Origin of the sequence: Cupriavidus sp. D384, assembly GCF_001652915.1 — a bacterium.
In the GTDB taxonomy this organism is placed as follows: Bacteria; Pseudomonadota; Gammaproteobacteria; order Burkholderiales; family Burkholderiaceae; genus Cupriavidus.
Genome location: NZ_BBQI01000012.1, coordinates 1 through 21,691 on the forward strand (window position 1 = coordinate 1; position 21,691 = coordinate 21,691).

The 21,691-nt window shown below is 58.2% G+C and carries 22 protein-coding genes and 4 pseudogenes; 11 read left to right on the plus strand and 15 right to left on the minus strand.

What is annotated here, in order from left to right:
- Window positions 1–927 precede the first annotated feature (927 nt).
- Window positions 928–1,146, minus strand: coding sequence for a hypothetical protein (locus A9J21_RS05630; RefSeq protein WP_066732786.1), 219 nt, complete (start codon window positions 1,144–1,146; stop codon window positions 928–930).
- Between the two features lie 299 nt (window positions 1,147–1,445).
- Between A9J21_RS05630 and A9J21_RS30670 the strand changes: the two are divergent.
- Window positions 1,446–1,924: pseudogene (locus A9J21_RS30670) on the plus strand (tyrosine-type recombinase/integrase); the annotation flags it as partial.
- A gap of 881 nt (window positions 1,925–2,805) precedes the next feature.
- On the opposite strand, the gene A9J21_RS05635 reads toward A9J21_RS30670, so the two are convergent.
- Window positions 2,806–3,009, minus strand: a complete 204-nt coding sequence (locus A9J21_RS05635; RefSeq protein WP_027693588.1) for a cold-shock protein — start codon at window positions 3,007–3,009, stop codon at window positions 2,806–2,808.
- Between the two features lie 662 nt (window positions 3,010–3,671).
- Here A9J21_RS05635 and A9J21_RS30680 point away from each other — a divergent pair.
- Both A9J21_RS30680 and infA read left to right on the plus strand, forming a co-directional pair.
- Window positions 3,672–3,935: an isochorismatase gene (locus tag A9J21_RS30680; RefSeq protein WP_082926243.1), complete on the plus strand. Its 264-nt coding sequence runs from the start codon at window positions 3,672–3,674 to the stop codon at window positions 3,933–3,935.
- A 27-nt stretch (window positions 3,936–3,962) separates the two neighbouring features.
- Window positions 3,963–4,174: pseudogene (infA, locus tag A9J21_RS30685) on the plus strand (translation initiation factor IF-1).
- 936 nt (window positions 4,175–5,110) lie between these two features.
- On the opposite strand, the gene A9J21_RS30700 reads toward infA, so the two are convergent.
- The 3 genes and pseudogenes from A9J21_RS30700 to A9J21_RS05645 form a co-directional block, all read right to left on the minus strand.
- Entirely contained in the window at window positions 5,111–5,395 is a 285-nt protein-coding gene (locus A9J21_RS30700; RefSeq protein WP_029051580.1) for a hypothetical protein, read from the minus strand.
- Window positions 5,396–5,468: 73 nt separating this feature from the next.
- Window positions 5,469–5,684 (minus strand): annotated as a pseudogene (locus A9J21_RS30705) (Tn3 family transposase); the annotation flags it as partial.
- 836 nt (window positions 5,685–6,520) lie between these two features.
- Entirely contained in the window at window positions 6,521–6,757 is a 237-nt protein-coding gene (locus A9J21_RS05645; protein ID WP_029051576.1) for a hypothetical protein, read from the minus strand.
- Between the two features lie 455 nt (window positions 6,758–7,212).
- Between A9J21_RS05645 and A9J21_RS05650 the strand changes: the two genes are divergently transcribed.
- Window positions 7,213–8,070, plus strand: coding sequence for a transglutaminase family protein (locus tag A9J21_RS05650; RefSeq protein ID WP_066732790.1), 858 nt, complete (start codon window positions 7,213–7,215; stop codon window positions 8,068–8,070).
- A 6-nt stretch (window positions 8,071–8,076) separates the two neighbouring features.
- On the opposite strand, the gene A9J21_RS05655 is transcribed toward A9J21_RS05650, so the two are convergent.
- From A9J21_RS05655 to A9J21_RS32475, 4 genes are all read right to left on the minus strand, one after another.
- Window positions 8,077–8,394 carry a hypothetical protein gene (locus A9J21_RS05655; protein WP_029051574.1) on the minus strand — a complete coding sequence of 106 codons (318 nt, stop codon included), beginning with the start codon at window positions 8,392–8,394 and terminating at the stop codon, window positions 8,077–8,079.
- 1,435 nt (window positions 8,395–9,829) lie between these two features.
- Window positions 9,830–10,057, minus strand: coding sequence for a DNA-binding protein (locus A9J21_RS30715; RefSeq protein ID WP_231906816.1), 228 nt, complete (start codon window positions 10,055–10,057; stop codon window positions 9,830–9,832).
- 538 nt (window positions 10,058–10,595) lie between these two features.
- The gene (locus tag A9J21_RS31385) at window positions 10,596–11,183 is read right to left on the minus strand and encodes a hypothetical protein (protein ID WP_156545683.1); all 588 of its coding nucleotides are present in this window, start codon (window positions 11,181–11,183) and stop codon (window positions 10,596–10,598) included.
- Window positions 11,184–11,714: 531 nt separating this feature from the next.
- Window positions 11,715–11,837, minus strand: coding sequence for a hypothetical protein (locus A9J21_RS32475; protein WP_255366002.1), 123 nt, complete (start codon window positions 11,835–11,837; stop codon window positions 11,715–11,717).
- Window positions 11,838–11,892: 55 nt separating this feature from the next.
- Here A9J21_RS32475 and A9J21_RS05665 point away from each other — a divergent pair, with 55 nt between their 5' ends.
- Both A9J21_RS05665 and A9J21_RS32220 read left to right on the plus strand, forming a co-directional pair.
- Window positions 11,893–12,084 carry a hypothetical protein gene (locus A9J21_RS05665; protein ID WP_066732794.1) on the plus strand — a complete coding sequence of 64 codons (192 nt, stop codon included), beginning with the start codon at window positions 11,893–11,895 and terminating at the stop codon, window positions 12,082–12,084.
- Window positions 12,085–12,150: 66 nt separating this feature from the next.
- Window positions 12,151–12,775, plus strand: a pseudogene (locus A9J21_RS32220) (tyrosine-type recombinase/integrase).
- Window positions 12,776–13,018: 243 nt separating this feature from the next.
- Here the strand turns inward: A9J21_RS32220 and A9J21_RS05675 are convergent.
- Both A9J21_RS05675 and A9J21_RS05680 read right to left on the minus strand, forming a co-directional pair.
- A complete protein-coding gene (locus A9J21_RS05675) occupies window positions 13,019–14,092 on the minus strand; it encodes a nitronate monooxygenase family protein (protein WP_066732796.1) in 1,074 nt (357 codons plus the stop codon).
- Between the two features lie 354 nt (window positions 14,093–14,446).
- Complete coding sequence (locus A9J21_RS05680) at window positions 14,447–14,716, minus strand: hypothetical protein (protein WP_156545685.1); 270 nt, start codon at window positions 14,714–14,716, stop codon at window positions 14,447–14,449.
- Window positions 14,717–15,390: 674 nt separating this feature from the next.
- On the opposite strand from A9J21_RS05680, the gene A9J21_RS05685 reads away from it, so the two are divergent.
- Entirely contained in the window at window positions 15,391–15,804 is a 414-nt protein-coding gene (locus tag A9J21_RS05685) for a hypothetical protein (RefSeq protein ID WP_197497461.1), read from the plus strand.
- Between the two features lie 338 nt (window positions 15,805–16,142).
- Window positions 16,143–16,574 carry a type IV toxin-antitoxin system AbiEi family antitoxin domain-containing protein gene (locus A9J21_RS05695; RefSeq protein WP_082926245.1) on the plus strand — a complete coding sequence of 144 codons (432 nt, stop codon included), beginning with the start codon at window positions 16,143–16,145 and terminating at the stop codon, window positions 16,572–16,574.
- A 66-nt stretch (window positions 16,575–16,640) separates the two neighbouring features.
- Here A9J21_RS05695 and A9J21_RS05700 read toward each other — a convergent pair whose 3' ends face one another.
- From A9J21_RS05700 to A9J21_RS05705, 3 genes are all read right to left on the minus strand, one after another.
- On the minus strand, window positions 16,641–18,014 hold the full coding sequence (locus A9J21_RS05700) for a type II toxin-antitoxin system HipA family toxin (RefSeq protein WP_066732803.1): 1,374 nt from the start codon (window positions 18,012–18,014) through the stop codon (window positions 16,641–16,643).
- Window positions 18,011–18,361, minus strand: coding sequence for a hypothetical protein (locus A9J21_RS31390; RefSeq protein WP_156545687.1), 351 nt, complete (start codon window positions 18,359–18,361; stop codon window positions 18,011–18,013). The genes A9J21_RS05700 and A9J21_RS31390 overlap by 4 nt, the downstream gene beginning before the upstream one ends.
- Window positions 18,362–18,505: 144 nt before the next feature.
- Window positions 18,506–18,973, minus strand: coding sequence for a hypothetical protein (locus tag A9J21_RS05705; RefSeq protein WP_156545688.1), 468 nt, complete (start codon window positions 18,971–18,973; stop codon window positions 18,506–18,508).
- 295 nt (window positions 18,974–19,268) lie between these two features.
- Here A9J21_RS05705 and A9J21_RS05710 point away from each other — a divergent pair, with 295 nt between their 5' ends.
- From A9J21_RS05710 to A9J21_RS05715, 3 genes are read left to right on the plus strand one after another with little or no spacing between them, the layout of a single operon-like run.
- Window positions 19,269–20,021 (plus strand): DUF6884 domain-containing protein, encoded by a 753-nt coding sequence (locus A9J21_RS05710; RefSeq protein WP_066732807.1) that lies wholly within the window; start codon window positions 19,269–19,271, stop codon window positions 20,019–20,021.
- Window positions 20,018–20,374, plus strand: a complete 357-nt coding sequence (locus tag A9J21_RS31395) for a hypothetical protein (RefSeq protein WP_156545690.1) — start codon at window positions 20,018–20,020, stop codon at window positions 20,372–20,374. The genes A9J21_RS05710 and A9J21_RS31395 overlap by 4 nt, the downstream gene beginning before the upstream one ends.
- Window positions 20,375–20,411: 37 nt before the next feature.
- Complete coding sequence (locus A9J21_RS05715; protein WP_231906817.1) at window positions 20,412–21,317, plus strand: tyrosine-type recombinase/integrase; 906 nt, start codon at window positions 20,412–20,414, stop codon at window positions 21,315–21,317.
- A gap of 203 nt (window positions 21,318–21,520) precedes the next feature.
- Here A9J21_RS05715 and A9J21_RS32225 read toward each other — a convergent pair whose 3' ends face one another.
- Entirely contained in the window at window positions 21,521–21,673 is a 153-nt protein-coding gene (locus A9J21_RS32225) for a hypothetical protein (protein ID WP_231906818.1), read from the minus strand.
- Between the last annotated feature and the right edge of the window lie 18 nt (window positions 21,674–21,691).

Here is a 21,691-nt window from a genome sequence, read left to right on the forward strand (position 1 = left end):
ACGCCGGGAAGGGTCGGGCCGAGCAGCTCTCCATCCGCGGAAGGCGCGAATCCCCCGCTCGCTTCAAGCATAGGCAACGGGGTCACGACCCGGCGTCGACCGGATGGGGGAACGGGGTCGGCGCGCCTCATCCGTTTAATGGGCCGAAATTGCCTGCCGCCGGTCGCCCCCCGCCTCCCCTATGATGGATGTAGCCACCGCCCCTTGGCGGTGCGCTTTAGGGCGACCCGCCACCTGGAAATGGTTGCGGGTCTTTTTCTGTCCCTGCGGGCGGTGACGTCACCGGCGACGTCATCGCCCCCGCCTCCAGCCGGGACCATGCACGTCCGCCTGTTGCGTAGCGGCGACCGCGCGCTGTTCCTGTACGCGGGCGCGAGCCTGAACAGTTGCCCAGCCCCGTGCAGGCGTGGCTGGTCCCGGTGTCCACCGAGACCGTGGCCGACCTTACGCTGCCCCCCTGCTCGGTCTCGACCGGTCGATGGTGCTCGAGGCGCTGCGGGACACCGGGTATTGAGCCGTCGATCTGAACGGCATCGTGACGGGGTTCGGCACGGCGGCGGTGGAGGTCGCCGCGCGCAGGAACGCGGCCGGCAGAGCTACGGAATTGCTACGCGACAAGGGGAAACTACCCGGTAACCCGCGGCGTGAAGCCAAAATGAGGCTTCGCACCAGTCCCTCATTGACCAGATTACGCCCTACTTCAGTCATTCGGTTTAACGAATTGAACGGCTCCGATGGGTCGGCTACGGAAGTCCGGGCCGCCAGCGAGGCCTGGTGGTCGGCTGACTTCCGGATTCGGCCAGACTCGGACATTGCTATATCTCTCACGAGCGTCCGTAGTGCACCTACGAACTGACGCTACCCGAACAGGAAATGGCTCTGCTAAAGCGGTTCGATCTGGAGGGAGCCAACAAGCAGGTCCGACCTTTAGCCTCGCGAAATTAGGTGAACGTCCTCTTCAACTTCGTCTTCATAGTGGATCAAGCCGTAGAGGGGAAAATCAATCATCACGCCCTTCTTGAGATACCCCCATTGGGCCTCCGGGATGCTCCAGCGTAAATATGCCGGATCCAATATCACATACAACGACGCCTCCCTTGTCGTCGCCCATGCCAACGATGTCGCCCACCCGAACATCTTATCCATCGAAATACTTCATCGAATTCCCCTTAATATCAGTCCACGAATTGCTCAATAAGCATCGCACCTACAGGCAATTCGGCAGGCCTGACCGCCCCTATCGGTTTCCAAAAACACTTACACGGACGTGGAGTGCCTCTAGGAGCCTGACGAGCCTGAGTTGGCGCCACTCGACGCACCAGCTCCATAATTCTGTACTGCATCACAGGCCGGCTCCGCCTACTGCTATCAAGACGGTGGAGACCCGGCGCTTACACTAAACCTACCTTGGTTCGAAAGGAGATGCTGCGTTACGCAATCTCGACGTACACCTGGTCGGCAAAGGCGGCAAGCCCCATAGAGTCACATTGACCCCTTGGCGCTTGCGGCGCGGGAACTCAATTTGTTGGAGCGCGGGCTTCGTGCCATCCACGCTCGGTGGAATCCCGCTACGCCCTATATTCGGTAGCCTGGACGGCGGCGAAACCGGTATCACGCGACTGCGCCTATGGGAAGTCATGCGCTCCGACTCTTCAGGCTCGCAGCGGACATCATTGAAGGCGTTCGTCCTGGGTTGGCGGAGAAGCTCCGACGGGCAACACCACACTGGATGCGGCACACCGACGCGACCCACGCGCCGGCGAAGGGCGTTGGACTGAGCGCCGTGCGCGACAACCTGCGCCACGCCTCAATATCGACCACGTCCATCTACTTGCTGCCACCATCGCCCTGGGAATTCACAGACGGCATCATGCCTCTCGCGAAGCTCGCAGGTATCCCTTCTCTTGTATTTCTGTACTGGTAGCGCCGAACGTGGTGAGCACTCGCTCGGAGGAACGTCCGAGAAAGCTACACGTCCTGCATGTGCCGCCAAATGGGGCAAACGTGGGACACTTTTGAACTAACTTGTAAGTGTACCTGTGACGCAGAGCCACGGCCACCTACAATTCGAGGATATGCAGCCCCGTGGCATCTAGACTCTGACTGCCGGCTTTGTGGGCCGGCAGTAGTTCAATGTCTTTCTCTCCGCCGGGTTCCAGGCTGTGCGATCACGACTCATACGGTTCCCCTGAGCCATGGAGTTTGAACGCTTACGCCAGCGGCAAATCTCTGCCACGCTGTACCCGTTCCAGCAGCCGTCTTCGACAAGCCGTGAGACGGTCGGATCCGATAGAACGACCGAATCATGCGACCTCGTCACTGAGAATCGGCGCACCCACCATAAAGGACTTACGATGCCCAGCCGTGCCACTTTTTTCAATTATCAACGCGTAACATCTGTGCCACTGGTGCGACACGGCCTAGGCCGCCTGTCGTTTAAGAAGCCTGCAGGAAATGGATTGACCCTCATCCGTCTTGCGGCAACTTACCTTCACAGTGCTGTGACTACGCTCTTCGACTCGCATAGCGCCGTCAATGTGGACTGGCCTGAGCTTCAGTCGCCATCCATTCCAATGGCCAATCAATTTCGGCGATCAAAGGGAAGGCGGCGTGCCGGATTTCCGCGCCTTCAACGGGTGCCTGCCTGATGCAACCATCGTTAGTCTTTCTGCGGACTAAAAAATTTAGTCGGTCCCACGCGGTGCAAGAGAGCCGTTCACTTAACCGTTGTTTGCACTCGGGACAATAGAAATAAAAAACCCCGTCATTGCTGACGGGGTTTCTTCATCAAGCTAGGAAACCTGATTAGACTGGCTCGATCTTCGTTGCTGCGGGACCCTTCTGGCCCTTGCCTGCTACGAAACGAACCTTCTGTCCTTCCTGGAGGCTCTTGAAACCACCGCCCTGAATTTCAGAAAAATGCGCGAAGAGATCTTCGCCCCCTGCATCGGGGGAAATAAAGCCGAAGCCTTTCGAATCGTTGAACCACTTTACAGTACCGGTTTCCATGTGAGGACTCCTTAGAGATTCTCGCCAACGAAGGATGCTGACGAGGCACGACGATCAAGGAAGATACATGGAGAGAAAGTGGCCCTAACGGGGTGCAACTGACGCTGCGAGACTAGCTTGAAGATCCTGCCAGGTCGGTTATACAGGTGCAGTCGTACGCGGTCAATCAAAAGCTTCAGGGGTATCTCTCGTTCCGGCTGCCCCTCGGTGCTTGCAGTGGGGCGCTAGTCTCGATCATGCCGTCGTCCAAAGCTCGACATGCTCTCACATCGGAAGGCATCGATCGCCGCCGCAGCGGATTTCGATCAAAGGTGTTAGGATGTGACCGTTGTCGACAGAATTCGATAGCCGCGCGCCGAAGCGACATCATGACTAGAAGAGCGTTATCGGCCACTCCGGGGTACACCGGATTCTGTGGGTAGCCTCTTGCCCTAACCTATTCGACCAGCGGCAGAGCCGCACCGCAGCCAGCGTATGTACAGAAAGCGCTGACTTGCGAAAGTACGGTCTCGATTGCGTCTTCGTCCCTCTTTGCTTCCACGAAAACGAAGCTTCGGCGGCGCCATCCGTTTTTTTCACTACCAGCACCACGGCACCAGTGGCGGTCAACATGACTCGACACTTTTAGTACACGTTCGCCGTGTTGCAAAACTGAGAACAATTTGAGTTACGAATACACGCCCTTCACCGTTTCCGTCTTCCCAATTCAGCAAGAACCCGGTCTGTGGTTCGCGAACTACATGATTTCCGAGTATCGAGACGGCGCTGAACGCGTCGTCGCAAACGCTTCGATGCGCCATACCACCTATGGCTCGGAGTCAAAGGCCAAGCAGGCGGCTCGCTACGCAGGCAACCGCGCGGTGGCGCATTTGCAACCGCAATCTTATGGGCTGCGTCGCGCGTACCTCTCTACACCACTCGCGTGAAAAAACGTAGCATTTATCGAGGCGTACATGGCTAAAGAAGAACTGGTGGAGTTTGGTGGTAGGGTCTCGGACGTGCTTCCGGACAACCGCTTTCGCGTCATACTGGAAAACGGCTTCACGGTCTGGGCCTACTCCTCAGGCCGGCTAAAAAAGAACCGCATACGCGTACTCGCGGGAGATCGTGTCACACGCCATATGACCTGACAAAGGGTCGCATCAACTATCGCCACAAGTCTTAATTAATAAGACAGACATAAGATGCCTATCGACGACGAGTGGGAAGAGACGCATCTCACACCCGCCAGTTGGACTACGGGCAGCTACCACCACGCCATGGCCTGCAGTCGACGTGCCATTACCTGATGTTGTCGTCATGACCGTGCGACGAGCTGTCACTGCAATGTACGGACGTCCTTCGCGAGTTGTAGAGGAACGCAATCCGCTAGCCTCTGCTGATAAAGCATGGCGATCCGGATTTCGGAATCTAACCGCACGCACGGTGGTCACTTGCTACCGGCACCGATTTCCAATGCGACTAGGCATCGCGCACGGGCATGTAACGCATGAGTGTACATATTGAGTGTGAGGAGCGCTGCCAACGAGTAGCCCGCACAGTTATGCCAACCCATACACTATATCGATAGCGAGTCTTCCGTAATGAAGCGCCGCTTGTGATGCTGCGGCTTCCGTGAAATAGTCGTCTTCATCCGCAGCACAGTCACAATACATCCGTTCGTCGACTACCGAGTTGTAACGGATCGCCATCATATACTGCCATTTCGGACCAGGGACGTTGCTGCTTGCCGCTGCCGTAGAAACCTCAAACACCGCAGTGTGCACGAACATCCCACGGTATGCGTCGCACGTCTTATTTACTCTTGCTTTCAAGTAGATTTCTCCCGGCTACAGGAATCGAAGTCGAGTGGCTGAATCTGCTCCACCACAATAGCCGCACAACCCCGCCGTCTCCTCTGCTAATTTGTCGATCAAGTATTAATGAGATCACGAACAAAAAACTCGCAGAAAGCAACAATGAGATTGAGATAGCCCTGGATCGCGTTGGAGGGAGACCCGGGGCTGCCGCAGGTGAGCGAGCGGCCGACACTGGGTTTCTATGAGACAACGACAGTCTGCATCGTAGCCATCGTATGCACTTCGGAGAACGTTCGACGAGGTCAGATACCGGCAAGCGATGCGTCAGGTACGAGGCCCGCGATGATGTCTTCGCCTCGGCGCACTGCAGCGCGCTTGGCGGCCCCCATTTCTGTCCAGTTCTCGTCGGGCACACGGAACACTCTGCTAACGAGGTCAGTCGGCTTCTCCCCCTCTCGACAAATCACTACGGAAGCGCCGTAGGCGCGATCGGGTCGACGTTGATGCCACACGCGACGGTGCTGCATGTTGTAGACCAAGGGGTAAATGTCGAAGCCCCTACTGCTTGCCGCCGGATTGTCGTCCACTTCCTACTCCCACGAGTTAGCTTCCCACTCTACGCTTGTTGGACACTAAATAGTCAGTTATTTCCAGTGCCCGGTCCACATCCGACGCGGCGGCTCGCTTTGGGGCATCCAGGGCATGCTGCATATGCAGCGTGTTCCAAGCCATCATGGCATCGGTCAGCAGCGTCAACGAGTACGAGACCGCTGCCAGCGAGGCATCGTGTCGAACCAACTCCAAGGGAATCTTTCCATAATGGATGATGGCCCGCTGCACGGTGTGCACAGCCTCACCGCGATTCATGGCATGCTGCTTTGTGAAGCAGCGGCCCAACGACGAGAGGAAACGATCGATGGAACACAGCAAGGAGTACTCGCAGGCATTCCGCGAGGTGGTGGAGGCCATGGACGGTGTCCGGGAGGAGTTGCGCCGTATGCGGAACGGCGTGGTGGACGATGCGTGTGTGGCGGCGGTGGAACGCGCGCTCCACGCGCGTGAGCGTCTGCGACGTCAGGTTCACACACGTCAGGCCTTTGAGGCCAGTTCGCCGCATGGACATGGAGAGGGGGTTGGCTCCTTCTCATCGAACAGAGCTATGGCCTGGCCTGCGGGACTACCTCCTCTTGACGAAGGTGGATATTCCGTCGATTGCGTCCCGCGCCGATGACAAGGCCAGCGCTATAGCAGCATGCGGCCCGCTGGCGAAATGCTGGACCATGGAGGGAAGCAGTCGGCGGGAGCCCAGGCCTGTACTGACTGGTGTTATGGTTACGGTCGCGAGAAAGCGAGGTTGAACCAGGTCACCGCCGGGGACTGCACCGGGTGCGTGACCCACCTTCGCCGATACCCTGAATCCCTTGTAGATTGCGTTGTTCTGATACATGTCTGTTCCTTTGATGACCAAGCATACGTAGATATTCCGGGATGTGTCTGATTTGCTTCTTGCGACAAGATAGCAACGTCATTGCGAGCGTTTGCCTCTCCGTAGACAAGCGCCGCATCGAAAGTAGTGGGTGCCGCCCATGAGATCGCAGGATTGCACGCTAAAAAATCGTCTTGATGGGTCCTGCATTAGGACGAGTCATCGAGTACGTACTACATAGCTAAACGCTCCGGCCAAGTGAGTGAAACCAAATGCGCGCCCCTGGTCATTCATCCGGCCCAAGAATAAGGTCCACGGCGGCCCGCCCCGCTAGTTCCGCCACGAGGTAAGCCCAACGCCTAGAGTACGGCCCGCCAAAGACTTTGATTCTCTTGCCAATCGCTGCAACACCCGGTGGCCTCATTGGCCCCTCAACTTGGAACCAGACGTCGAACATGTCCTTGGACGCCAGACTGAGATCGACATGGATATCGAACCCCCGGTACTCTGCGACGCGATCCATCACAGAACTCCTCTGCAAAGGTGGCAACGAACGTAGAAACCACTTTGGGGTTGGAAGAAGTGTCTCTCCCACCGATCTTCGACTCTATCGGTCCTGGAGAAGAATTGGCTTGTTTCGGCGCGGGATTGAGCGAACGAAAATCGTCGCGGGGCGTCGAGCATGAATTTTTCCAGGAATCCCTACGAGTGACTTCAGGAATCATCGGTCCTAAGACGAATCGAGGGGGAAAGTCCCGAAAAACGAGTGATAGACGAGCCAGAAAGGGGAGCAGCGCGAAGCGATACCGCTACCAGTATAGGGAGGTGACGCGTATTGTCCTACTCACCTTACAAATTGGCCCCTGCCCCACAGATTACAGCGCCGCTTACGTGGCACGCGACCACCACCTCTCGCGGTACACTGAATTCAATTGGTAGAGCCCCTTACCACCATCCCACGTCGACGCAAGGTGCGAAATGAACCGCCTTCGGTACTCCGTGAATCTGTCCTATGAGGTCCTGGACGCCACGGCAGACTTTCTCTTGATCGTCGAAGCCGCAAAGACTGCAAGACAGTCCATCGTCTCCGAGCATCTGGCACTCACGCCAACGGTTGATGCCGCTCACCACACGCATTCACTCTGTAACCGCCTGCTCAGGATACACGCGTGCAAGGGCCCATTAGCCGTCCGCTATGAGGCTGTCGTGGACATCGACCACCGTTTTGAGGACGTTACGTCGTTGACCGAGGTGCCGGTCGCCCGACTTCCTGTCGATGTACTTTCGTACCTGGCGCCTAGCCGGTATTGCGAGTCCGACCGCACGATGGAGTTCGCCATGCGGGAGTTTGGCGGCATGCGCCCCGGTTATTCGCGCGTGTATGCGATTCGGGAGTGGGTGCGCAACCATGTGCGCTTTCTTTCGCGATCCACTAATGAGCGGACCTCAGCAATCGATACGCTCGTGGAGCGCACCGGCGTATGCAGGGACTTTTCCCACCTGATGATCGCAGTTTGCCGTGCACTGAGTATTCCCGCCCGTATGTCCAGCAGCGTGGACTATGGCGCTGATCCTGCGTTGGGCGCGCCAGACTTTCACGCAGTGGTCGAAGTGTTCCTGTCAGGTGGATGGTACCTGCTCGATCCTTCGGGGGTGTCCATTCCCGCTGGCCTGCTGCGCATTGGCACCGGCCGGGATGCTGCGGACATTCCGTTTGCCGCCATATTCGGCAAGGTCGAGTCGATGCGGCCCTTTATCGAAATCCAGCCAATATCCGACCCGGCTGCCGGGATCGACTTGCCGCTCGCAACAACGAGCGCCATCTCCACCTGGTAACCGGCATTAGCGCCCTCCGCCTTTCATCCCCTCGATTTCCATGGCGGCATTCCAATCCTCGTATGCTGCAATCGGCTCCATGGCGTCGCCAACGAACGATGCCGCACGTTCCGCGGCAGCTGCTGGCCCCAGAAGAACATCTTCCGTGCCGCCGTCCTCGGTCGTCGGAGGCACCAGCATGTCTTCGAGCATCCCGCGTAGTTCCGGGGTATCCCATGGCTTGCCAAGCCTCGTTTTTCTGTTCTGATAATGGCGAACCTCCGAGTCCTGCTCGGCGGTAAGTGGTAGGCCTCGAAATGTAGGGCCTGTGTCAGGATGGATCATGGTGTGCCTCCCGCATCGGTCGGCTTCGTTGAGTTAAGAGGCATCGCCCTGCGCCTTGCCGGGCAATTTCCTCGGCTTACGACTTCCTCTTGGCAAGACCGTCGCTCCGAACCCGCGACTGAACCGTGCTAAGTGGGGTTGCCGGGATGGAAGGTTTCTTCGGTTGCTTGGGCTTTTTTGCTTCACGGTTACCGCGTAGTTGGCTTTTTGCCATGGGAACTCCTATTGCATTGCTTGCCGGCTGGGCAACCCCAGCATACGCGCTTAATCTTCGGCATAGGGAATTAATCCGTCCTATCCATGACTTCGTATGGCACCAGCGGTGAGAGTCCCGGTCGCTGGCATTGCGACTGAGCTATTCCGCCTCGCAACCGAACGCCTCAGCGCGGACGCGCTGGCGTTCGCCGAACTTCCGCGCTCGGCTTTTGCTGTCGCTCGACATCCAGTTTCTGCAATCGGCACTATTGCGTTCATCAGCCATTCATGGCTTCGACCGGCTTGCGGAGCGTAGGACAGCGTCGGACATCAGCTTTGAGTTGCAGCGCGCACGATGTCATGAAAGGGAGCGATCTGCGCTGCTACAAGTGTGTCGGAGGGCGTGCCTCCTAAGGACATTTGCTATCGGGGGCCTTCATCATGGACACGCTCAACATACGAAGAGTAGAGCAGTATCGGGGTCTAATACTGCATATGGCGGTGTTTCAGATTGATGTCGATGATGAGCTGCCCGGGCACCATAGTTGGGGGTACTGCGTGGCAGTCGGAGAGCCGGCGAATTCAGAGAGTCCGTCTTTATGTGGGCCGTACTATCACTCATCTCCATACCCGTCCTCCGCGGAGGCCGATACAGCTTGCATGCAGCGAGGACACCTTGCCGTTGACCTGCTACTTGGCACTATCTGAGCCTCTCATGTCGCAGGCGACGGAGTTCTCCATAGCCCAGGCGTAGACACCGCAGGGTTCGCATGGCCAGCTTGACGTCGCCGCCATCGCTGAGCATCGCCCGGACTCTGCCAATCTGGGCACAGACGCGCTCCCGCGCCCGCCACACTTCATCATCCAGCTCACTAGTGCTCCGCCCATATCTCGCTCGGTATCTTGCCTCGTACATGATCCGTGCCAATCCGTGCCTATCCCATCGCCACCTTACGGAAAGTCCGGCTGTCGGGCGCTGTCCACAATGCTTAGCTTATAGACATCGCACCCTGTATAGGGCCTGCCGGCCGGTGACCTCGGCGGCGGGACCGCTACGCCGTCAGAGCTTGCGATGCAAATGGGCGATGAGATCCTCCATCCCACGCCTATTACTAAGTTTCGCTCAGATAATGTGAACCCAACGGCAGAGAAGCGAACGTCCGTTTCTGGAATGCGCTCGGTCATTCAGCGGCCCAGGTACCGTAGGCCGCTATGGGTCGGGTACGGCCTTCCGCCCAAGCTAAGCCTTTCGCTCGATGCGGAAATGCTCGATCGACTGCCCGGCATTGACGGCGCGCTGCAGCCAATCCGGCAGATCGCCAACGCCATTCCAGACGTGGTCATCGGCGTCCCGGAACCGGACCACGCCCGAGGCGGAGTCTCCGGCCACGCCGGGAGCCTCGAAGCAGCCTGCCGCCAGGAGGTGCTCGTACGTCAGCCCGAGGCGGCCATCTGGGACTTGATCCACAGGACCGCGTCAGCGCGCTCGCGCAAGGACTGGGCCCCGGCGATTTCGTAATAAGCAGTTGGCATGGAGGGTGAAGAAAACACGGGCGAGAGAGTCCGTGGCAGCCGATTCTAGCCCATGCCCACCGCCCTGCCGGATTGCCAGATTGCCCGCCTTGCGCAGCCGCAGGGAGGTGTGAATCGGCAACGTTCCGTAATGGTACAGAGATAACACATATTCTCTCTGTACCGTCATCCGGGTACCAAACTCGCTTTCGCCAAAATGCCCCAACCGGCGGCGCCAGCTTCGGGGTTGCGAGTCGATGCGCACCTCGCGGGAAAGTAAGGGCGATCGGCCGCGTGGCTGGCAGAGTGTCGAGTTCTCAATGAGATCAACGACTTACGAGCGCAATCCGAAGTGTGCGAGGCGAATTTCTGTGGTTAGAACTCCATTGCCGAAAAGAATCTTGGACTGTGATTCACAATATTCCTCGCTTTGTGCGCCTGCCAATATTGGAAATAGAATCGAAGCCATTACAACGAGAGAAACAGGCGATGCGCTAATTTTGTTCGCATAGTGATTCCCCGGAGTAGTTATCATAGATGTGGCCAGCGGCAATCTTCCTGGTTTCAATGTAGGACTGAAATCTGACCGGGGCGTTTAAGAGTTGAGCCTGTATTTCATTTGCCTCTCGGGCCCAATTGGCGCCAAACATTTGATTCAGGCATGCTGCAGCTTTTGAATATGAGTTCCAGTTTAGTTTTGCATCTGACGCGGATTTTGTTTCTAAGAGGTACGATTCGGCTGCGCGAGTGTACTGGTACATGGCAAAGCGTTGTCTACGATCCCTGTAGTTCGTATCAATGTATCTTTGGACGTCATCGCGGATGCCATTGTTGTCGCTGTCGATTCCGTGGGTTGTCGCAGTAAAGTCGGTGGACTTAACACCAGGTCTGCTACTTTGATCTTCCACTTTCACGAAAGCGCCTTGCGAAAGGAAATTTCGTTGGGCCAATCGGGAAGGGTCATTCTTCTCGCGGTGCTGAACCTCTGATTGGCTTGAATTTGGCGGCGACAAAAATTTTATAGAAAAATATATCGTTAGAAGTGCCGCCGTTGAATATACGGCCAATGTCGTCTTCTTCATGATGCCCCTGATGTATTCGTCGCGTTATATGCTAGAACTGATGAGGTTTTGTTTGCCACCCCCCACGAGGTCTGGTGCGCGATTACATTTTTATAAATCTGTTATAAGAATGATGAAATCGCTCCGATACGGCGCTGCCCTCATTTGCGTCGTCGCTGGCGTGGTTTTCGCTGTGTTACATATGCACCTTGTCTATTACGGCACCGATTCACGGCGCGCGTTTTTACTGACCGAAGGGACAAGCTACGCCATTCAATCTGTGCAGCATCATTTAGAATTCACGCTGGGAATGACGTACTCGTTGAACCCTACCGGCAAACCTCAACATTTCGCTCTTTGAGACCCGGGCCATTAGGCACAGCGCCCAACTAGCGGTTCGAATGGCTGGTTCGGAGCTATCCGACAGACTGCTAAGTGTCGTCACCGGCCGTTGCCCGGGAACCTGCAAGGGACTGCAATGGGTAGGTCACCGCCCACTCATCAAGACCCCGCTCTGTCCCGGACAGAAGCTCGGCGATTGAATCTCGGCAATCAATGAATCGGCAAGATCCGAAACTGCCCCCGCACGAAAATGTTGGTCCTATGCTTGCGCTCTTCGGAGCCTGCTGTGGCCTCGCGCGCATCCTGAAAAAGATTGGCAACTCGCTGATCCATGGAGATCTCCGGCCGTCACATGCTGTAATCCCCTTTTCTGCCATGGAGATACGCGATGGATGACCATACCCAAATTCTCGTCTGCAAATGCGGCGTCACCGTCCGGATCCGCGAACTGCACTTTGAGATTGGAGGCAACCAGGCCGTGGACTGGGCGCCATGTCCACTGTGCTATCGGAAGCTCTACCAGATGAGCGTCGAAGGCGTCGTGTCAGCGGAGTTGGTTTCGGAAGCGGAGTGGGACTAGCGCCCGCCACGTGAGAGGTTCCGGCACAGGTGCAGAATGGGCTCCCATCCACTCCAGGAGTGAGTCATGACTACCTCCCAACCATCTGTAAGCCGCCGTGCCCCGTGGAACAAGGGAAGACTGACGGGGCAGAAGCCCCTCTGAAACTGTCCGAGATTTGGGCAATCCGTACGCGCCTTCAGCTCACCGCTAGCACGAGAGACTTGGCGTTGTTCAACCTCGCCATCGACAGCAAGCTGCGCGCTTGCGATTTGATTCGTCTCCGCGTACAAGATGTCAGCGTAGGAAACCAAGTTGGCATGCGTGCGACGGTCATGCAACAGAAGACGCATCGACCTGTGCAATTTGAGATTACTGGACAGACTCGGGAATGCCTCCAGGCCTAGATACGCGCACGGGGATTGAGCTGCGGCGACTTCTTGTTCCCCAGTCGTTTGCGCTCGTCGCCCCATCTATCGACCCGACAATATGCCCGGTTGGTCCATCGCTGGATAGCGTCAATCGGCCTTGACACTTCCGCTTATGGGACGCATTCAATCCGCGAACCAAGGTCTCGCTAATCTATAGACGGACCAGAAACCTGAGAGCTGTCCAACTACTCCTCGGGCATACAAAGCTCGAGAGTACCGTCCGGTATCTGGGAATTGAGGTAGATGACGCCTTGGAGATTGCTGAGCAAACTGAAGTCTAACCATACTTCTGGCCGACAGGCGGGCGCTTGCCGGCCACGAAGAGCCGTTCGCCGATCTATCGAAGCCGACATTCAAAAAAACGGCTGGTGCACTTCGGAACCTGCCGATCCCGACACAGGCAAACGGGCTTACGCTATGGCAGGTGTTCATCGATCGAGTACCGGTCCCTGTTGGGTGAGGACATAGCCCAAAGCTGCCCGGTAGATGGCTGTCACACGGATGTGCCACCGCAACCGGAGTTGTCACCCCGGTTGACCGGGGAACGCTCCTGACAGTCCGCGCGCAAGATCGCAGGCGTCATCCCAAAGACGGCGCGTCAACACCCCAGCGTCTTCCTCGCGGGCAAGAGCTGCCGCTTCTCCCGACCAGAGCAGCGAGAGATCGTCCTTTCCCGCCTTCTCGAAGATGGCGCGTACCGGATCGATCGCACCGGTCGCGCGTGGGAACGCGGGGGCCTCGGGGTTCATCGGTCCATGCTCACGCATGAACCGCGTCATCTGCCCGCGTGCCGGTCGGCCTGTGTAAAGATTGGTGAGACGCGTCATGTCGTCGCGCCCAGCGCGTATCGCCGCGCGGTGCAGTTCGGAACGGCCAGCCTGAGGGGTCAGCAAGTAGGCAGTACCCAGTTGGACCGCGGTGGCGCCGAGCGCAAATGCCGCCGCGATGCCTCGACCATCGGCAATGGCGCCGGCGGCGACGACCGGCACCTTAACCGCGTCCACCACTTGCGGCAACAGCGCAAAGAGGCCCGGTTGAGCGCCAATGTCATCGGTCAGGAACATCCCCCGATGGCCGCCGGCTTCCGCGCCTTGGGCAATGACAGCGTCGACGCCACGCGCCTCCAGCCAACGCGCCTCCTCGACCGTGGTGGCGGACGACAGGATCGTGGCGCCCGTGGCACGCACGCGCGACAGCAGGCTCTCCTCCGGCAGACCGAAATGAAAGCTCACAACCGCCGGTCGCATCTCTTCCAGCACCTCGCACATCGCCGCATCGAACGGCGCCCGCCCGGCTGCGCGCTGTGCGGCAGACAAGCTCAGGCCAGCTTCCTCGTAGTACGGTGCCAACCGCGCCACCCACCGTGCCTCGGCTTCATCGTCCGCTTCGGGCGGCGTGTGGCAGAAGAAATTGACGTTGAAGGGGGCCGATGTGGCCGCGCGGATGGCCTGCATCTGTTCTTTAAGGTGCTCCGCCCCAAGCGCGGCGCAGGCAAGCGAGCCGAGCCCGCCCGCTTCGCTGACGGCAATCACCAGTGGGCTCAGGGAGCCCACCATCGGGGCCTGAATGATCGGGAGGCGGGACGGAAGCATGCGCATAGTTTTTTATCGGACAAGTCACTCGCGTATGACATTGTGCCCGATGCGGCAGATCCAGCCATTCCCCCCGCTCCCTTAATGGTTCTCGGCCGGCTCAGCCCTTCGCTCTGGTGTCAAATGCCTAAGCTCGGTCTGGGACGGCCGAAGTCCCTCGGACCGCGGGTAGCAAGGCGCCACCGTGAACGCCCGCGCAAGACACTAAACTTAGTCACACCGGCTGAACGACTCCATCAAGCAATGCTGGGCGCAAGCCTGACGCAATCACGTGTCAGTCGAGTCCTTCGACAGATATTTCCGAGAAACCTCTAAACAGTTCCGGTCTAGAGCCTCAAGCTGTTGGAGGTGCCAGGTGTCCTAGGATTCAAAGGGCCGCTCCACTATCAGCCCCGGTGTAACGCCTTCAATCTCCTGAGCGTCCACTACGCAATACCCATGAACGGTGAGGTCGTACAGAATCGCAGACGGACTCAACCCCAGCATCGGGGTTCTCGCATCAAGCTCCGAGTCGACGGAGGTCTCGATGGTACCGAGCCAGATCAGAGCTTCGCGGGGGACTTGGGCGAGAGTGGTGCCAGCGCGCACAAATAATGCACGGGGACCATTGCGATGGAGGGTGATGAACATGGCGACCTCAGCACAGAAAACGTCTAGCAGCTTTGCCGGTGAGCTCGTCTGAGCGTCACAAATATAGACCATCTAACCGTAACTGCGGAAGTTTCCATCACAGCGTGATTGACCGACTTCCGGAAAAGCGCCCGCTTCGAACGATCGTACGATTCCGCGCTATCGCCGCAGCACAATGCTCTTGGGCGACCCACAGTATCGGCGAGGCGTGCACCGAGCATTTGATATTTGGGGACTTATGTTTGGCGCTTCGGGACACCGCGGGAAGACCCTATTGAGCAGTGCAGCGGGATTGCAAGGCGCCAAGAGCGGGGGCGCTCGGAAACCACCGGCACGCTCGGAGCATCCACGTGCGGATAAAGCCCTGCCTTCGTAAAGTCAGTTGCACGGCGAGTATGTGATGCAAAAGCTACCAACACTCCGTAAGATCTCCATAGAGCGGCTCCAACCTGCCGGCACCACCGAAGGGGTTCTGAGTTTTCTCCTCCTTGGGGGACGCGACACGGGTTGTCATGCTGCTGCGAGCAAATAGTCGCCCCCATGAGCCTGCCGTGGACGCAAGGCGGCTTCAATAGAAACGAAATGCGTCTGCGGTGGCCGTGAGGCGCGGTGCATAGCAGCCCGGTCCCGAATGCGGCCGCCTGTCGCTGCCGTTTGCCCGCACCGAGACTATGATGGAGAAGGCGGAATCCCGCCGGCCCACGCTTTTGCGGACGGTCCCATGCCTTGACGCTCATTCCTCCGATGCGCAATCCGCGCGTCTGGCAGATGAGCGAGCCACCTGCCTGGTCGTGCTACGTGTAGACGGCAGGCAGCAACAACAATATGACATGACGTTTCGCGGCGAGGGTTCGACCATGCGCACGGATCTGCCGGGGCTGCCCGGCCTGACTGTTGAAGAGCTGATCCAAGTCTTGCAGAGATTGGCCGATGAAGGAAGTGGCAGCCTGCCGGCACACGCGTTGATGGGCGACTTGACCGGTCCGATCCGGGGCGCCGGTGCTGTGCCGTCATGGGGCGCGGAAAATCGGACCGTGGTGCTCATCATGGCCGACGAGGATGATGTCACCGCAACAACTGGGAAATGATGCCGTGGCGCTCGTTTCGCCAGGCGATACGTTTCGCTAGATCATTGGGCTTGCCATGCTGGACGAGGACGAATGGAAGGCACGCGTGATGGCCACCCGGACCCTACTGTGCCCTCGCTGTGAGTCGACACGCGTTACTTACGGCGCGTGCGCGGTGGGCCCCACCGCGATCCACCAGGAATATACGTGTGAAGGCTGCCAGCATGCGTTCTCTGGCCTGTTTGCCTTGGTGACCTATTACGACGACTTTCCGTGCCAGCGCTAGCTAGCCGCGCTGTGTCGCGTGACCTGAAAGACGGCCAGGCAGACACTGCGCGAACCATCTCATCCTCCGAAAGATGGAAGGACTCATCGCCGAAATGATTGTTCTGCCACTTGTACGTCTGCTGTACTCCTATCAGACAACCGATCTTTTCGACGAATCGTTCCAATATAGTGAAGGCCTCAAACCCATCCCGAACGGAAATCCCTCAGTACTGGTGTCAGTTCCAGAACGGGCATTTCTCGAACTCGTGAGCGACGTGGGCAAGGGCCAAACGCTCGAAGAGGTCCAGAACATCCTCGTCACCATGCGCAGCCTCCGTGCGCCTGTCCTCCACATGTTCATGCAGCACTGCACACGCATCAAAGTGCTCAAACTGGCGAGAACGCTGGGGGAGGATAGCGGATTTGACTGGGGCAAAGACCTTCAACAGTACGTCGATCAGCGTAGTCAGGGGAAGCGGTGGTCCAACAAGATGAATGACGTGCGTATCACACTAAAGCCATGAACGATAGCAGTGGCAATTGCTTGATGGCTTCCCACGTAGATGACCGAGCCTATTCCGTGATTGAGATTAGGAGGCCTTGTTTCGTGCATGATGCCGCTTCCGGGCAGACACCACCATTGGATGCGCCTCAAAGTTGGCCAGCAAGTTCGCCTTGGACTTTTCTGTCAGCAGCGAAGCCTCAATCATCTCCGGCCACGTCTTGACCGCTGCGTTGACGGTCTCCTGGATAGCTGCCGAAGCGGGCTTTTCGACAATATCCAGGGTCCGGCAGAAGCTGCGCACAATGCTTGGACCGAGGCGTTGCTTCGTCTGTCGCCGATCTTCATCATTGCCCGAATTTTCGAGCATATCTGGCGGAACAATATAGAGGGCATGACCGCTTCGCTTTGAGTACGCGCTGTACCCGACAATGTCGTATGCCGGCGAAAGCTCGGGAGTCTTACCGTCCCTATAGATCACCCCAATGTTCTTCAGATGCATATCGGGATTCCCCAGAAGTTCGTTCACTGTGATGCGCCGCAAGAGTTCGTGAATCGCCGGCTCCCCTAGAGACGGCTCGCCCATCATCACGGCGGCGATCTCGAGATAGCTCCCTTCGTACTTTCGTTCTGGTTGCACGCCGAGAATCTGGCCAAAATCCTCAACATGGAAACGGCCATTTGGTGAGCGGTCAAAGCGGGTGACCACCAAAAAATTCGTCTTCTTCGTCGCCTCATCCCCGAGGTCATAGCCGTGCTCCACCGCCAGTAGCTCAAGGGGAGCCAGTTTTGCCTCGCAGACGCTCACCCCCGCCGCCTGAGCGAGACGCAGCGACAGATCTTCCAGCTCCGGAAGCTGAGGATTTCCCACGACAGGGAGCTTTGCAATGATGTGGGTGTCTTGATTCTTTGTTCGGCCAACATATCGACCGTTCTGTTCCAGGACACCGACTTTGGGCTGCACGCCACTGACCGAGACACCTTCGACCATCGGTTCTTCGATGACGGACATTTCCAAACTGTCGTTGTCTTGCGTAACCAAATGGGTCACCTCGTCCTTCGACAGTTCGACAGGTGCCGCATAGACGTTGCCAGGCAAGTCGCGCCCCGTGGCCGCGAGCATTTCGAAATGGTCGGTCGGTTCGCAACCGCGAATCTCCGCGATTCGATCCCTGAAAACACCTTCCGGCAGCAATCCTTGAAAGAAGGCTGGGAGTAACCAGCTCTGCGACTTGACGGAGTAGGCTCCGTTGAAGACTTCGTCGGTGACACTGGCCCAGACTGCTTTTTGCTCTTCGGGCGTCTCGGCTTCCATCGACAGGGAGAGGGTCGGGGCAGAAGGTCCCAGATTGGCAAACGCGTCATCGGCGACGAAGCGGATGATCGGTTGGGTGTCCCCATATTTGAAAAGCAGGCCGACACGTTGTGTACCCAAGAAAATACCAAGGGTTCTAAGTCTCATCGTTGGGTCTTCTTTTGTGCAGTGGTGACATTGGCGGTACTGCGTTCACGCTCTTGGCCTTCACGCAGCCGGCGCAACGCTCCGCTGACTCGTGTCGGAGTACGGGCAGGCTCCGACAGGGTGTCAGCGAAGAGCGATGATGCTTCTTTCGGTACGAGCTTTACCTCGAGCCCGAGGCGGTCGGCGACGGCAAGCAGGGTAGAAACCTTGTAGTCTTGTGCGCCGGTAAGGACGTGATTCAGAGTACGGTACGTGATTCCAGAATCACTCGCCAGCTTAAGCTTCCCATACTGGCGCTGGGCCTCTCGCTGGTGAAGCAGATTGGAGATCTCTTTGAGTGACTTCATAGGTTACTAAAGTAGTATTCTGTCCGTTTATATTACTTTAGTAGCAGTACCCAAAGAGATCAAGAATGGATGATAGCGAAGTATCTTTTTGCCGAAAGATACTACTTTAGTATCATGCTGGAGGCGGGGCGGGCACGCTATCTTCTAGCGCACTCTACCTCCACTCGCCGGTGTGAGACCTTCGAGCGGGATACCCAGCCGCGCACGAATGGCGGTTGTTCGTGCAAGTCCATTGCAAAAGTAGTCTCCTGAGATTCGCCATTGGGATTGGCCGGCTAGGACTGCCGTTCGCCAATCGACTTCCTTCTCTGTGGTGATCGAGTCGCCCTGGAGCTGATCCAGTTCGGCCACGGAACTCCTCACCCACTGGCGAAAATCCGCAACGAGAGCCATGGCGCTCTTGAACTCGTCGCCGCTCTCTTCGGTCGGCGAAAGGCAACTGAGCACAACTGCCCAACTGCCGCTAACGTGCTCGTAGTTCTCCAGGATCTGTCGGCGGTTTCGCATCATGTGAACCTTGAAGTCATCCCGCATGGGCATCCTCAGGTCCACAGTCTGCTTCCACATCTCGATCATTTCGGCCAGAGCGGCCGGATCAAAGTCGACTTTCACGTGCCTTAGCTCCTCGCCTCGCGCCAGGTTTCCCTATTGAAATGTCCATTCAAGGCGGTGGGACAATTTTGGAACCACCAAGGAAGTCCCTGCTTTGTTCCCTCAAATGTCAACACGCCCCACAGCGCTTGAGAAAAGCGACTTGGCTGCCGTTTCGGTACGGACGAATCGCTCATTGTAGAGGTACCTCAGGCAAGAGCTAGACAGATGTCGGAGCTTTAACAAGCTTGCTCCCGGCGTTGACAGTCCTAAATTATAGGTAGGCTGAAAGAGCGATAGTCGCTTCACAGCCTCCATGCTCATACATCAACCTGCCCGATTCCCTAGCAACATTGCAATTGAGTTTGACCCGTCGGCGCCTGCACTTCTCGTCCTTGCTTGTTCCGGGAAAAAGGCCGCCGTTCGCGCGCCCGCCCTGCAGCTCTACCAAGGCGTGATGTACCAGACCTACCGCGCTCACGTTCGATGCGGCGCTGCGCCGGCCGTCGTGATCTTGTCCGCCAAGCATGGGTTCGTCGCCCCCGACGAGGCGCTGGACCCTTACGACCAGCTGATGACATCTGCACGGGCTGACGAGATTCTGGGGCGGCTGCATCAGTGCGTGGACCAAGTGGCTTGGCCCAGCCGAGCCAGTATGGTGTTTCTGGCGGGCGGACAGCACTACCGGCGTGTGATGCGCGCCGCAATTGGCGTGGTTGGCACGCCCGGGCTTCCCATCGGCGAAGTCAGTGGAGGGATCGGCTATCAACGCTCCCAGCTTGCCGATTTTCTTGACCACCAGGGGCCCCCTGCCCTTGCCGAACCAATTGGTGCCCTCCCAAATGGCGCACCGATCTTCCGCCGACATGGCTGGATCGAGGTCGGCGCCACGACGCGCCTGGTCTACCGTGCCGCACCGCAGTTACCTGCCTGCAAGGCGCGGGTGATGTCTCTCTTCGCGGGGCCAACCGGACCTACAGCCGAAGTGGAGGTCGAGTGCGAGACGCGCGGCCGCCCGAGACTGAGCAGGCGATGGGTGAGCGTCGCAGATCTGCGGGAGCCGTTATGAGCGATGCTGACAATCAGCGTGCGCTGCTTGAAGAAGCCCGGCGTCTTGCTGAAAATGTGGACGGCACCGCCGACCAATTGCTTGCCCTCGCACATGCGGGCTACCGGACTTGGACGCGAAACCGACGACTGCACTTTCCCGAGCCACGCCGCCACGCACTGCTGCTCGAAATCCTTCGCTACTGCGCTGCATCGCACATACTGGAGTGCCCACCGTTCGAGCAAAGCCGCGTAGCCGTGGTTGAGGATGCAATGGATGCCAGCTATCCGCGCTATGCTCGCCTGCACCGGGCGCGCTCAGGCGGGAGGGTACCCCCGCATCTGCAAGCAGCAGGCGGCGCAAAGCGCCGATAGTTGTATGGTGGAAGCGAAATTCAGTATATAAATTTCTATGGATAAACTCTGGCTCTCCGACCCTGCCAGGGCCTACGCCGACTGGCAGATCCGCGAAGCGGCCGGCGCAGACCGGCGGCCTTTCTCACAGCAATCGATCGTCCAGCACCGCGCGATGTTCGATCGGTTCCACCGACACCTGGTCGGGCACGGTGCAACGCTGGCCAGCTTCGGTGCAGACCAGATCGACGCGTTTTGGCTCAGCCCAGAGGCGGCCACGTACACGCCGGCCACTCGCATGCGCTACCTGAAGCTGCTCGACCGGCTGTGCAGGCATCTGGTCGAGGCCGGCGTACGGAAATCGAATCCAGCTTCCGAGCTAGTCCTAGCGGGCCGCTGGCCGGTAGACGATCCCGAAGTCCATTTCCTTCCCGACGAGGTCGACCTGCGCCTGCAGAACTTCGTAAGGCCGCATAGTGGGGACTTGCCCGAAATGTTGCAGAGGCGCGCGATCGTGGCGTTCTTTCTCGGCACCGGCGTCACGGCCAGCGAAGGGCGTGCCGCGCGCATTCCGGACCTGCACCCGAAAGCAAGCCCGCCATATTTTCACGTACGAGCACGCCCGCCCAAGATCTCCCGCACCGTGCACCTTGAGCCCTTTGCCATCGCCCCTTTGGCCGCTTGGCATGCTGTACGACAGGACTTGCCCGTAGATGGCGACCTGCTGTTCACGCTCAAGCGCACTGGCACACCCATCACGGACATGAGCCTTGGCAAGATTGTGCGCGAGGCCCTCGCCGCCATCGGCCAGGACGTCGAAAACATGAGCCCGAGGATCTTGCGGAACACGTACTGCCGGCGCCTGCTGATCCGTGGCGTTGCGCCTGACGCCGTCACAGAGCGGCTTGGCCTGGCCAGCAATCGGACGGTGGTACGCATTGCCGCCACTATCGACGAGAATTAACCCCTCTTTCGCTCAGCCCCGGCCGCACAGTGAATCAAGACAGTCCTCAGTCGCCCCGCGCGCTCGCAGCCCTCGCCCGTCTACATGACGCCGCCAGGTTACAAGGCCTTGTCTGCCACGCGACGGCATGGCACGGCGTTAGCGCCACGATTCTGCTTGAATGCGCTAGAGGGCATCGCTTTGAGCGCAGGGCCTACGGTGTCCTATACAAGGCGCCCGGTTGTCCCGAATGCAGCCGAGCCAGCATCGCTGCGAAGTTCGACAAGATCGTGGCGGATCGCGGCGGCCACTGTTTGAACAACGGTGGATTTCTCGGTGGCGCGGCGATCCATAGAATCCGCTGCCAGCGTGGGCATGAATGGCATCCAGAAGGG

Bases quoted from the DNA above. Each gene is read 5' to 3' on its own strand.
- A9J21_RS05655 (WP_029051574.1), bottom strand. From the start codon at position 8,394: ATGATCCATCCTGACACAGGCCCTACATTTCGAGGCCTACCACTTACC.
- A9J21_RS05710 (WP_066732807.1), top strand. From the start codon at position 19,269: ATGCTCATACATCAACCTGCCCGATTCCCTAGCAACATTGCAATTGAG.
- A9J21_RS31385 (WP_156545683.1), bottom strand. From the start codon at position 11,183: ATGAAGAAGACGACATTGGCCGTATATTCAACGGCGGCACTTCTAACG.
- A9J21_RS05695 (WP_082926245.1), top strand. From the start codon at position 16,143: ATGGAAGGACTCATCGCCGAAATGATTGTTCTGCCACTTGTACGTCTG.
- A9J21_RS05635 (WP_027693588.1), bottom strand. From the start codon at position 3,009: ATGGAAACCGGTACTGTAAAGTGGTTCAACGATTCGAAAGGCTTCGGC.
- A9J21_RS32225 (WP_231906818.1), bottom strand. From the start codon at position 21,673: ATGCCCACGCTGGCAGCGGATTCTATGGATCGCCGCGCCACCGAGAAA.
- A9J21_RS05685 (WP_197497461.1), top strand. From the start codon at position 15,391: ATGGAGAAGGCGGAATCCCGCCGGCCCACGCTTTTGCGGACGGTCCCA.
- A9J21_RS05630 (WP_066732786.1), bottom strand. From the start codon at position 1,146: ATGGATAAGATGTTCGGGTGGGCGACATCGTTGGCATGGGCGACGACA.
- A9J21_RS05715 (WP_231906817.1), top strand. From the start codon at position 20,412: ATGGATAAACTCTGGCTCTCCGACCCTGCCAGGGCCTACGCCGACTGG.
- A9J21_RS31390 (WP_156545687.1), bottom strand. From the start codon at position 18,361: ATGAAGTCACTCAAAGAGATCTCCAATCTGCTTCACCAGCGAGAGGCC.
- A9J21_RS05645 (WP_029051576.1), bottom strand. From the start codon at position 6,757: ATGGATCGCGTCGCAGAGTACCGGGGGTTCGATATCCATGTCGATCTC.
- A9J21_RS05680 (WP_156545685.1), bottom strand. From the start codon at position 14,716: ATGTTCATCACCCTCCATCGCAATGGTCCCCGTGCATTATTTGTGCGC.
- A9J21_RS05675 (WP_066732796.1), bottom strand. From the start codon at position 14,092: ATGCGCATGCTTCCGTCCCGCCTCCCGATCATTCAGGCCCCGATGGTG.
- A9J21_RS32475 (WP_255366002.1), bottom strand. From the start codon at position 11,837: ATGGATCAGCGAGTTGCCAATCTTTTTCAGGATGCGCGCGAGGCCACA.
- A9J21_RS05665 (WP_066732794.1), top strand. From the start codon at position 11,893: ATGGATGACCATACCCAAATTCTCGTCTGCAAATGCGGCGTCACCGTC.
- A9J21_RS05700 (WP_066732803.1), bottom strand. From the start codon at position 18,014: ATGAGACTTAGAACCCTTGGTATTTTCTTGGGTACACAACGTGTCGGC.
- A9J21_RS05650 (WP_066732790.1), top strand. From the start codon at position 7,213: ATGAACCGCCTTCGGTACTCCGTGAATCTGTCCTATGAGGTCCTGGAC.
- A9J21_RS31395 (WP_156545690.1), top strand. From the start codon at position 20,018: ATGAGCGATGCTGACAATCAGCGTGCGCTGCTTGAAGAAGCCCGGCGT.